6 protein-coding genes are annotated in these 12,179 nt (G+C 54.8%); all 6 read right to left on the reverse strand.

The genetic code is table 11. The features are described 5' to 3' along the window. Positions 1-114: 114 nt before the first annotated feature. The 6 genes from ACFWUL_RS05675 to ACFWUL_RS05700 all read right to left on the reverse strand — a co-directional run bounded on the left by ACFWUL_RS05675 (position 115) and on the right by ACFWUL_RS05700 (position 11,443). Positions 115-1,365 carry a competence/damage-inducible protein A gene (locus ACFWUL_RS05675; RefSeq protein WP_416178063.1) on the reverse strand — a complete coding sequence of 417 codons (1,251 nt, stop codon included), beginning with the start codon at positions 1,363-1,365 and terminating at the stop codon, positions 115-117. 308 nt (positions 1,366-1,673) lie between these two features. Then, a complete protein-coding gene (gene rimO, locus ACFWUL_RS05680) occupies positions 1,674-3,020 on the reverse strand; it encodes a 30S ribosomal protein S12 methylthiotransferase RimO (RefSeq protein ID WP_416178064.1) in 1,347 nt (448 codons plus the stop codon). Then, positions 3,017-4,063, reverse strand: coding sequence for an ABC transporter substrate-binding protein (locus ACFWUL_RS05685; protein ID WP_416178065.1), 1,047 nt, complete (start codon positions 4,061-4,063; stop codon positions 3,017-3,019). The genes rimO and ACFWUL_RS05685 overlap by 4 nt, the downstream gene beginning before the upstream one ends. A 1,358-nt stretch (positions 4,064-5,421) precedes the next feature. Further along, positions 5,422-6,762 carry an IS110 family transposase gene (locus ACFWUL_RS05690; RefSeq protein WP_416177053.1) on the reverse strand — a complete coding sequence of 447 codons (1,341 nt, stop codon included), beginning with the start codon at positions 6,760-6,762 and terminating at the stop codon, positions 5,422-5,424. A gap of 814 nt (positions 6,763-7,576) precedes the next feature. Then, entirely contained in the window at positions 7,577-10,117 is a 2,541-nt protein-coding gene (locus ACFWUL_RS05695; protein ID WP_416178066.1) for a DNA translocase FtsK 4TM domain-containing protein, read from the reverse strand. 12 nt (positions 10,118-10,129) lie between these two features. Beyond that, entirely contained in the window at positions 10,130-11,443 is a 1,314-nt protein-coding gene (locus ACFWUL_RS05700; protein ID WP_416178067.1) for a replication-associated recombination protein A, read from the reverse strand. Positions 11,444-12,179 lie beyond the last annotated feature (736 nt).

Genomic DNA, 12,179 nt, shown 5'->3' on the forward strand with positions numbered 1-12,179 from the left:
CGATAATGGGCCCGTAGGGCCTGACCAGCTTTCCTAAGAGCTAGTCGCTAGCAGCTAGAAGCCCCCACATGGACACACGCTGCCCAGCCACATATCCCTCGTACGGTCACACGCTCATTTGTCCGGCCGTAACCTCTCCGCATACTTCAGCACGTAGTACAGTGCCTTTTCTGCGGCGCCGTAGCGGACGCTGCGGCGGGAACCGTAGAAATGCTCCTCGTGGACTTCGCTGCCCAGGGGGCCGGAGACGCCGATGTAGACGAGGCCCGCATCTTCGCCCCGTTCCCCTTTCCCCGGGCCGGCGTAGCCGGTGGTGGAGACGGCGATATCGCTGCTGTAGAGGGCCCTTGACCCTTCCGCCATCTGCCGGGCCACAGGCTCGCTGACGGCGGTGTATTCGTCAAGGGTATCTTTATGGACGGAGAGCACCTTTTCCTTGGCTTCATTCCAGTAAGTCACGGCGCTCCCCTTGAAATATTCTGAACTGCCGGGGGTGTCGGTGAGGAGTTTTCCGATGAGACCGCCCGTACAGGACTCGGCGGCACTCACGGTGAGCCCTTTGGCAAGGAGCATTTCATGGAGGTCCTTCACCACGTCCGCCTCTATGTTATACCGGGAAACGGTCATCCGTTTCTCGATTTCCGATGCCACGGACTCGATGAGCCGGTCCGCATCCTTTTCGTCTGTCCCCTTTGCCGTCACCCGGATAGCCACGTATCCCGGCCGGGCGTAGAGGGCAATGGTGGGGTTCGTCTGGGCCCGTAAAAGGTCGCCGATGATTTCTTCGATTTCCGCTTCCGTCCGGTGCACGGAAGAAAGGACCAGGGACCGGATGATACCCTGGTTCCCATAGTGCTCCGTGAGCCAGGGCAGGACATGGTTCCTCATCATGGTCTTCATTTCAAAGGGCGGCCCCGGAAGGTGGATGAGCACCTTTCCCCCCTTCACGGAAGCTGAGCCGCTGGCAGAGCCTTCATCATTCGGAAAAATATGGGCTCCCTCTGCAAACCAGGCCTGCCGGTCCAGGGACGGGAGGAACTCTTTATGTTTATCTTTATAATAGGCAGCAAGGCGCTTCGATTCCTCCGGTACATGGACGTAAGGAAGTCCCATGACCTGGGCCCCCGCTTTTTTCGTGATATCTCCCAGCGTGGAACCCAGGCCCCCAGAAGTAATGACCAGATCCGCCCGGGAAAGGGCGATGCGGAAGGCCTCTTCCATGCGGGCCGGGTTGTCCCCCACCACCGTCATGTAGGCCACGGTGTAGCCGTGTTCATTCAGGAAGGAAGCAAGCCACTGGGCATTCTCATTGGCAATCTCCCCCAGGAGCATTTCCGTTCCTGTAGTGATAATTTCGGTAATCATATGTATGCTTCCTTATTTGTGTCTAGAAGTACGCTCCATGGGCATGTATGGGGCTAAGGGTGGCAGGTGAACGACGCTTCGCTTGTTCACCGGGTTGTGGGTGCTTCGCACCGGGGGCCGTTGGTTCATAAGCCGCCAAAGGCGGCGTTATATAAGGTCCCCCCTTCCTTTTAAGCGCAGCGTCCCAACCCGCTTTCACGAGCGCAGCGATGTGAAAGCCACAACCCGGTCGGGCCAGCGCAGCGCAGCCCGACCCACAACCCTTACGAACCATTCACTTGTTTTGGCTCGACGCCAAAACAATTCCCTCAGTCAATCTTCTCAGCGATCAGATCATAGGCATAACCGTCGGTGATCTTTACTTTTACGAAATCGCCGGGCTTCAGGTCTCCCGGGTTGTCGATGTACACATTGCCATCCACCTCGGGGGCCTGGAAAGCGGTGCGGCCCTTGGCCTGCATGTGGCCTTCGCCGTCGTCCACCAGCTCTTCCACGAGGGCCTCCGTTTCCCGGCCGATGAGATCTTCGTTATTTTCTTCAGAAATAGCAGCCTGGATAGCCATGAGTTCATGGTACCGGTTTTCTTTGACCTCTTCCGGCACCTGGTCCGTCATCCGGGCAGCAGGGGTGCCGTCCTGGGGGGAGAACTTGAAGGCCCCCATATCGTCAAACCGCACTTCTTTGATGAAGTCGCAGAGCTTTGCGAAATCTTCGTCCGTTTCTCCCGGGAATCCCACCATGAGGGTGGTGCGGATGGTCATCCGGGGTGTAGCGGCCCGGAGTTTCCGAAGGAGTGTCCGGATGCTTTCGGACGAATCCCTCCGGTGCATGCGCTGCAGCACGGGGTCGCTGATATGCTGGAGCGGAATATCCACATACTTGCAGATCTTCGGTTCCTTCAGGATCACGTCCAGCAGTTCGTCGTCGAAATAGGTGGGATAGAGGTAAAAGAGGCGGATCCACTTCACCCCGTCGATCTTTACCAGTTCCTTCAGGAGCGTTGCCAGCCGGGTGCCGTCTTTCAGGTCCCTGCCGTAGCAGGACAGGTCCTGGGCGATGAGATTGAATTCCCGGACCCCGGAGGCCGCCAGCCGCCGTACTTCATGGACAATGGAAGGGATAGTGCGGCTGTGCATGGGTCCCCGGACATAGGGGATATAGCAGAAAGTGCAGCCATTGCTGCAGCCTTCGGCGATTTTCACATAGGCCGAATACTTCGGCGTCAGGGTCTGCCGGGGAATCAGTTCCTCATTGGCACAGGGGGTGGTGTCGAAGCTGTACACCTTCTCGTCCTTTTCATAGGACTCATTCACCGCTTCCAGGATGTGCTGCCAGGAGTCGGTGCCGATAAATACATCGATTTCCGGGATTTCCTTCCCCAGGGCCTGCTTGTACTGCTGGGTCAGGCAGCCGGCGGCCACCAGTTTTTCACATTTCCCGGTCTTCTTGTACTCCGCCGCTTCCAGGATGGTCTGGACAGACTCCTCCTTCGCCGGGTCGATGAAGGTACAGGTATTGATGATGATGACCTGGGCCTCCGACAGGTCCTCCGTCAGCTCATAGCCCGCCTTCTCCATGATGCCCACCATCATTTCCGTATCTACCAGGTTCTTCGAACATCCCAGGCTTATGAAGCCAAGTTTTCTTTTAGTCAATTATTTGTACCTCCAAAACGAATCTTCTCTCCCCACCGGGTGAGCAGGTCTTTCTTACCTTCATCAAAATACTCTTTTTCCAGGTTCCAGAAATCCAGGGAATTCCCGGCGGAGTCCGGATCCAGGTTGTAATCGTTCACATAAATATAATAATACTGGTTCTCCTCCATATCCTTCTTATAGGCAGAAGACGTGAGGAGCCAGTCCATAAGGACCTTCGCCCTGTCCGGATACTGGCTGCGGGAAGAAATGCCGGCGCCGAACAGGTACCAGGGAGAACCGTCGGCGGGATACATGATGCGGATAGGCATCTTATCTTTCAGGCTTCTTACCGCTTCATTGAGGCCGGAAATCCCGATATCGCACTTCCCCATGCCCGCCATCCGGGAAGGGGTGGACAGGAATTTTCCGTACTGCACCATATGGTTCTGGGCAATTCCCAGGTACCGGAACGTATCCTCCAGGCCGAAATGCTCCACGAGGCACATGAGCAGGTCCCCTGCCATATCGGCGGCCATGAAGTCCGTCATGGAAAGGCGCACGGAATTCCTCGTGAGCACCTCATTCCAGGTATAGGAAAAAGCGGGATGCCGGTCCGCATAGTCCCGGTTCACCGCAAACACCACCGGATCCACCCAGAGCCCCGTCCAGTAGCACTCCTCATCCTTGAAAAGATTCAGGGCCGTATCGGTCTGGGCCGAAGAATAGGGCGTAAGGAGCTCCCCCTTCTTCAGCTTCATGAGCCCATCCTGGGACGTAATATAGAGATCCGCCGGCGGATTATCCTCTCCCCCGCCGTCAGCGCGAAGAAGCTGGGACGAAGAGAGATAGACCAAATTGATTTTCAGGCCGGTGTCCTTAAAAAAAGAAGCGGAAAGCGCTTCCAACATGCCGTTGGGCATGTCCGTATATACTGTTACATATTCAGAAGGATTTTTCTTCTCCGCCTTCACCGCCTCCAGATGCCGGGCATAGTGAAGAATCCCCCAGAAAGCAAGAGCCGCCATGATCAGGAATAAAAAAACCGAAGCCAGCCGTTTCATGGAATCACCTCTTGAAAAATTATATCATACAGCAACATACAATCATACAGAAGAAATGAGAAGATGCACGGTAGGACAAGAGCGAGACCGAGGCAGAGATCGAGATAGTCAGCCTGCGGCGCTTCCTTCAGCTAACCTCCGTCTGCTTCGCAGCCACCTCCTTCCCGAGGAAGGAGGCTGCCCATCGTAATTTCACCGCACTATCGACTATAACGCTCCCCCGTCATCTCGAGCGGTGTGAGTATGCTAAGTGACTCTACCTGTAAGAATCGCTACAGCTGCGAGGAGTCGAGAGATCTCTCTGGTAAGTGACTATGACGGGGGTTCAAGAAGAATTGAGATTTGAGTGAAGAGCATTGAGGTCCCGCGGCTTCGCCGCAGACCCATCAGAATCCCTCTGTCTGCTTCGCAGACATCCCCCTTTGAAAAAGGGGGACTGCCCATAGGCGGCTGACGCCGCATAAAATCAGCCTGCGGCGCTTCCATCAGCAGTTTCACCGCACTATCTCACACTTCCCCTAACTCGTCATCTCGAGCGGTGGTAGAATGCCAAATGACCCTACAAGTAAAAATCGCTACAGCTTCGAGGAGTCGAGAGATCTCTCTGGTAAGTGACTATGACGGGGGTTCAAGAAGAATTGAGATTTGAGTGAAGAGAATTGAGGTCCCGCGGCTTCGCCGCAGACCCATCAGAATCCCTCTGTCTGCTTCGCAGACATCCCCCTTTGAAAAAGGGGGACTGCCCATAGGCGGCTGACGCCGCATAAAATCAGCCTGCGGCGCCCCATCAGCAGTTTCATCGCACTATCTCACACTTCCCCTAACTCGTCATCTCGAGCGGTGGCAGTATGCCAAATGACCCTACAAGTAAAAATCGCTACAGCTGCGAGGAGTCGAGAGATCTCTCTGGTGAGTGACTATGACGGGGGTTCAAGAAGAAGTGAGATCTGAGTGAAGAGAATTGAGGTCCCGCGGCTTCGCCGCAGCCCCATCAGAATCCCTCTGTCTGCTTCGCAGCCACCTCCTTCCCGTGGAAGGAGGCTGCCCATCAGCAGTTTCACTGCACCATTTGACTCTTTCTCTTCCCCGTCATCTCGAGCGGAGTCAGTATGCCAAATGACCCTACAAGTAAAAATCGCTACAGCTTCGAGGAGTCGAGAGATCTCTCTGGTAAGTGACTATGACGGGGGTTCAAGAAGAAGCTTGAAACATAAGCTCCCGACAACAAGCTTACTTTTGGGGTAACTTTATAAAGCCCCTGGAAAATCTAATTTTTTTCGGGGTTATTCCCTCCTAAAGCTGTTGTATAATAACTTTAGGTTCTTTATGAACCGGACGTGGTTAACGGATTGCTGCTGTCAATCAACAACAGTTATCCCCTGCGAAGCAAGGTATTCAGCGAGTTGAGTCCTCGTCATTACCCTTTTAGCCTTTTTAGGCTTCTTCGCAGTCATGTAGCCGTCAGTTTTGTAAGGCTCGTCCTTACTTAAGATGTGCCAGATGGCAGTCAGGAACATCTTACAGATTGCGATGATGGCTTTCATGTAACCACGTCTGCTTTTTATACGGTTAAAGCGACTTGTAATTTCCGGGTGGTCTTTTGAACGTACAACTGATCTGGCAATATTAACCAGCAGCGGTTTCAAATATTTCCCTGCCCGGGATATTTTTCTGCCTTTTACCTTGTGGGCACTTGAATCGTGGCTCGGACATACACCTGCCCATGAACAAAGATGTCTGGCCGAAGGAAATACACTCATGTCCGGACCAATTTCTGCCAGCACCCGCATAGCGGTAAATGGGTCCCTGTCAAATCCTGGGACCGTCCTGATCAGCTCCAGCTGATGAGCATAGGGTTTCATTCTCTCTGCAACGTCCTGCTTGAGCACTGCTTCATCTTTCACAGTTCTGTCTAACCTGCTGAAGGCCACTTTGAGTTTGGACAAAGAAGATATATCTACAGATGATGCCTTTGCTACTGCCTCTTGGATAACAGGGATTGGCGTCTTGCATCGTTTTCCAATGAATGGGGCCACATTAAATTTCTCACCAGGATGATTAAGCATATAGTCAATGATTGATCTTGATGTCTTCCCAAATACATCTGAAAAAACAACATCAAGCTTGATGCCTTCCCCGGTTAAGCAATTCAGTATGCGGTTTTTCTCTCCAGTCATTGCATTATGAATTTTCTGGCAGTACCGGATTGTTGACCTCATGATTCTGAATTCTTTTGATGGAATAAAACTTGCAACCACACGTCCACTGGCATAGGATTTTGCAATCCATTTTGCATCAGCGGGATCACTCTTTTTACCTTTTAATGGTTTGGTGTACTTGGGATGAGACACAAGGGGATGTAATCCGGCTTCTTCCGCTGCATCATATATTGGATGCCAGTATTGTCCGGTAGACTCCATACATACATCATGACAGTTTTTGGAAATGATCCAATCAGTCATTTTCTTCAGGTCTTTGGGATACGTAGTAAACTGGGCGGTATAATATTTAACCGGACTGTCACTATTGTCATAGATAAAGACGGCTGCAAATACTGATTTCTTATGGACATCGAGCCCACAGCATATGGGATGAATATATTCATTTCTGTCACCAATTTCCATGCGTTCATGCATTGCATCTTTCCTCCTTTCTACAATAAGGATAAATAAAGAAGTAAAGGTGAATGTAGCGGACATTGACTGATCATTCTGAATCAATCGAGACGATTGTACAAAGATATAAGCTTACGGGCTCTATTGCCGGGCCAAAACCCGGCGGCACCAATTTTCAATTCCAAAGAATGATCTCCATATTTAATTGAACGGGGTAGTCGCTGCCACAGCTCCACCACTCAGCTCCACGGGTTTATGTAGTATATCCGCCCATCCACCATAAGTATGTACCCAAATAGGGGATAAAACCAATAGAAAGTGATGTTAGACAACTCCCGTTTCTTTGATATTCAGTGGCGCACCGCGCCCAATCTCTAATTGAGATTTGAGTGAAGAGAATTGAGGTCCCGCGGCTTCGCCGCAGACCCATCAGAATCCCTCTGTCTGGTTGAGATCGAGGTCGAGGCCGAGATCGAGATAATCCGCCTGCGGCGCTTCCATAGGCACCCCTCCACCGCTAAAGCGGTCCCCCTCCCCTCTAAAGAGGGGAGGTTGGGGTGCTTTCGCGGCGCAGCCGCAGATGAACCCCTAACGACTCTGCATATAAAACGTGCAAATGTCTCTGCACGAGGCCACTTCCTTGGGAAGGGGCTGCCCACGGGGCTGGGGTTAGCTGATGGAAACTGATGGAAGCGCCGCAGGCGGACCCTCTATCGTCTATCTTCTATCATCTATCTTCTAACAGCCGCACCGCCAATCATCGAATGTGGCAGAAACCATCGGCCCGCAGGACCCGATCAGCTCAAGGCTCAAGGCTAAAGGCTCAAGGCCCCATCTGTTCGCACGACACTCAGCCAGCAAAGCGCCGCAGGCGAATCACCTAGACCTAGACCTAGATCTAGGCCTCCGGGCTCTTCGGGCCTGCATCGCTTTCAGCCGGAGCCTCATTTCCACCTTCAAAAAGCTCTCTCGCCTGGTCCTTGGTCATCCTGATTTCCCTGGGCTTCGCTCCTTCTGCGGGGCCTACGATGCCCATGCGTTCCATGGAGTCCATGAGCCGCCCTGCCCGGGTGTAGCCGATGCGGAATCGCCGCTGGAGGGCAGACACCGACGCCCTCTTTGTATCCAGCACCCATTCCGCCGCTTCCTGGAGGAGGTCGTCCTGTTCTTCTTCCTCTTCCTGGGAGGGCTGTTCTTTATCCGGCACCGAGAGGTCGATGGGTTCGTACTTCACCGGTTCCTTTTCCTGCTGGAGGCACTCGTTCCGTACGTAGTCCACCACCGCCTCCACTTCTTCGTCGGAAATGAAGGCGCCCTGGATGCGGACGGTGGTGAGGGCTCCTGCCTGTTTAAAGAGCATATCCCCCTTGCCGAGGAGGGTCTCTGCGCCTCCTTCGTCCAGGATAATCCGGGAGTTCAGGGCAGACTCCACCATGAAGGCGATGCGGCTGGGGATATTGGATTTGATGACCCCCGTAATGACGTCCGCCGACGGACGCTGGGTAGCGAGGATCAGGTGGATGCCGGCAGCCCGGGCTTTCTGGGTGAGCCGCTGGATGAGGACTTCCACGTCCTTAGCCGCCACGTTCATGAGGTCCGCAAATTCATCCACAATAATGAGGATGTAGGGCATCTTCTTATCGGGATTCATCTTATTGTAGCCGTCGATGTTACGCACTTTGGCGCCGGCGAAGAGCTGGTACCGGGCTTCCATTTCCCGGACTGCCCAGTTCAATGCCCCTTCGGCTTTCTTCATATTCGTAATGACTTCGGTCCGGAGGTGGGGAATACCGTTGTACACCGACAGTTCCACCACCTTCGGGTCGATGAGCATGAGCTTCACGTCCTCCGGCCTGCTGTGGTAAATGATGGATGTAATGATGCAGTTGATGCACACAGACTTGCCGGACCCCGTGGAGCCCGCAATCAAAAGATGAGGCATCTTGGCGAGATCCGTCACCACCGGCTTCCCGGTGATGTCCTTCCCCAGGGCCACGAGGATATGGCCCTTCCCGTGCTTGAATTCGTCGCTGTCCAGCACGTCCCGGAGGGGCACGGCCACGGACTTGGCGTTCGGGATTTCGATGCCCACCGCCGACTTGCCGGGAATCGGCGCTTCGATGCGGATATGGGTAGCGGCAAGGGCCATGGCCAGCTCGTTGGAGAGGCCTTCGATCTTGCTCACCCGCACCCCTACTTCCGGACGCAGCTCAAACCGGGTCACCGTAGGCCCTACGCTGGCATGGATGACCTTGGCCATGACGCCGAAACTCCGGAGGGTAGACTCGATGAGGGCAGCGTTCTTCGCCACGTCGTTATGGCTCGCCCCGGCTCCCCCATCCGTATGGAGGAGGGAAAGAGGCGGAAATTTGTATTCCGGTTTCACGATGGCCGTAATAGGCGCACGGGGAGCAGGCGCTGCTGTAGAAGCTGCCTCTGCTGCCGGCTCCGGGGCAGGGACAGGTTCCGGCGTGGGTGCAGGAGTCGGTTCTTCTTCCGTTGCTTCCGGCATCGCCGGTTCTTCCTCCTCCGGCTTGCTTGCGGGAGTCCCCTCCCCTGCCGGTTCTTCTTCCTCCGGCAGCGGCGGCATAGGCGGTACCTCTTCCATTTCTTCCGGTGCCGGCTCCTCGGCAGGCGTTTCTTCCGGTTCTGCCACGAGGCCATCCACCGTCGGTTCTTCCACCGGCTGTTCCGGTTCTGCCGGTTCCTCTGTCACTTCTTCCGGCTCTTCTACCGGTTCTTCCGCCGGTTCCTCTTCTTTTTTCTTGAAAATAAATTCCGTAGGCTTATCGTCCAGCACTTCCAGCCGGGCTGCAGAACGGGCCGCATCCATGGCGGCCTTCTTGTCCCGGATTTTCTGGGCCACATCGCCCAGCCGTTCCCCCGTCTTTTTGCTGATGGTCTGGGCCCGGCTGCCCACCTTTTCCGCCCCCGCCGACAGGGACCAGTGAGTAAGAAGGAGGATATCGATCACCAGCAGTCCCAGAAGGAGAATGGTGGTCCCGATTTCTCCCAGGGCCCCGTGGAAGAGGGCCGTGAGACCTCCCCCTACGATGCCGCCGTAATGGAGAATCTCGGAAATATCCATTTCCCGTCCCATGGGCACATAGTAGTGGTGCACGAAGGTGAGGAAAATCACAAAGAGCCCCCCAAGGAGCACATTCCGCCTGGAAATGGCAATCCCCCGGGACAGGAGGGCATAGCGGCCGCCGAAGACGATGAGAAAAAGGGCGCAGAAAAGAGAACCCACTCCGAAGAGGAAGTGAATCCCGTCACTCACCATTTTCCCCACCGTTCCCGTGCCATCGCTGAACAGGGAAATCAGCGCAAACACGCCGAAGAGGAAGATGATGATCCCTGATATTTCATAACTGCTGCTCGATGTCCTGCTGGCGGTCTTCGCCTTACGCCGCCTCGGGGCTGCTGTTTTCTTCTTCATACCGAAATCCGATCACTCCTGTTTTCTCTTTGTCCGTATTTCCCAATCCCCGGAAATGGACTTTTCTTCCCCATTCCGGATGGGCTTGTAATAGTGGTGCCCCTTCAGTTCATCGGGAATATACTGCTGGTCCACCCAGCCCCCGAAATCGTGGGGATACCGATACCCGTTTCCATGGCCCAGGTCATGGGCCCCGTCGTAATGGGCATCTTTCAGATAATCCGGGATGGACCAGTCCCCCCGGGTCTTCACTTCATTCATGGCCTCATCGATTCCCACCACAGAGCTGTTGCTCTTCGGCGCGAGGCAGATATAAAGCACCGCCTCCGCCAGGGGAATCCGTCCTTCCGGGAACCCCACCATCTCCGCCGCCTGGGCCGCCGATACAGCCACGGTAAGGGCACGGGGATCCGCGAGACCCACATCCTCCGCCGCGCAGATCATGATGCGCCGGGAAATAAAGGAAGGCTTCTCGCCCCCTGCAATCATGCGGGCCATGTAGTGGAGCGCCGCGTCGGGGTCGCTGCCCCGCATGCTCTTGATAAAGGCGGAAACAATATCGTAATGGTAATCACTGTTCTTGTCGTAGGCCGACAGGTGGTCCCCCGCCACTTCCTTCACTTCTTTTTCCGTGAGAGTCCCATTCATGGGCACCATGGAAGACGCCTGCTCCAGAAGATTCAAGGCCATCCGGATATCGCCGGAAGCGTAGGACGCGATGAGGGAAAGCACATCGTCCGAGGCTTTGTAGCCGTAGCTCCCGAGCCCCTTCACCGGATCCGTGAGAGCCCGGCGGAGAATAGCGATTTCCGCCTCCTGCGGCAGCGCCCGAAGACGGATGAGCCGCACCCGGGAAAGGAGAGGCCTGTTGATTTCGAAATAGGGATTTTCCGTGGTGGCACCGATGAGGATGATGGTGCCATCCTCCACGTAGGGAAGCAGCAGGTCCTGCTGGCCCTTGTTGAAACGGTGGATTTCATCGATAAAGACAATAGTCCGGCGCTGGTAGTACCGGAGCTCATCCTTCGCCTTCGCCACCACGTCCCGGATTTCCTTTGTCCCGCTGGCGGTGGCATTGAGCTTCACGAAATGGCTCTTCGTCATCTTCGCGATTACCGAAGCAATGGTAGTCTTCCCGCAGCCCGGAGGCCCGAAGAGCAGGATGGAGGGGACCGTGTCCCTCTCGATCATGCGGTAAAGGAAGGAATTCCTCCCCACCGCCGCCTCCTGCCCCAGGATCTCATCCAGCCGCTCCGGCCGCATCCGATCCGCCAGGGGCGCATAGGAAGGCTTCTCTCCGTTGTCAAAGTCAAATAAAGAATCCATAGCCGCCTCACTCAAATACAAATGTTCCTTTCTATTATCCCATAACGGGCAATGAAATTCAAATAAGGATAGATCGAGATCGAGACCGAGATCGAGATTGAGATTGAGATCGAGACCGAGACCGAGACCGAGGTCTACAGCGGCTTCGCCGCATTTTCTGGCACTACCTACACCCCGTCATCTCGAGCGGTGGCAGAATGCCAAATAATGACAACAGTAAAAATCGCTACAGCTTCGAGGAGTCGAGAGATCTCCCTGGTGAATGACTATGACGGGGGTTCAAGAAGAATTGAGATTTGAGTGAAGAGAGTTGAGCTCCCGCGGCTTCGCCGCAGATAGGTCCCTAACGACTCTATCCCCCAAACAGACAATTGACTCAGCAGCAGGCTCTCTTCCCAGAAGAGAGCGCCCGGTGGGAAGCGTCTCACTGGGTTCTCAGTCGCCTGCGGCTCCCTGCGAACCCAGTTCGCTTGCCACCCCACCGGGGTGAGAGATGGTGATGGGTTCGGCCCAAAGGGCCTGGTCGCATCTATCTTCTCCCATCTATCTTCTATCGTCTGACAGCCGAATCGCCAGTCACCTGTAATAGCCAGCTTTATCGCCAAAACCCATCATAATCCCTCTGTCACTTCGTGACATCTCCCTTTGAGAAAGGGGGACTACCCATCCGCGGCTGGCGCCGTGAACTCAGCCTGCGGCAAAACCATCAGCTAACCTCCGTCGCATGGCGGCGCCA

It is taken from the genome of Dialister sp. (genome assembly GCF_047832375.1).
Classification (GTDB): domain Bacteria; phylum Bacillota; class Negativicutes; order Veillonellales; family Dialisteraceae; genus Dialister.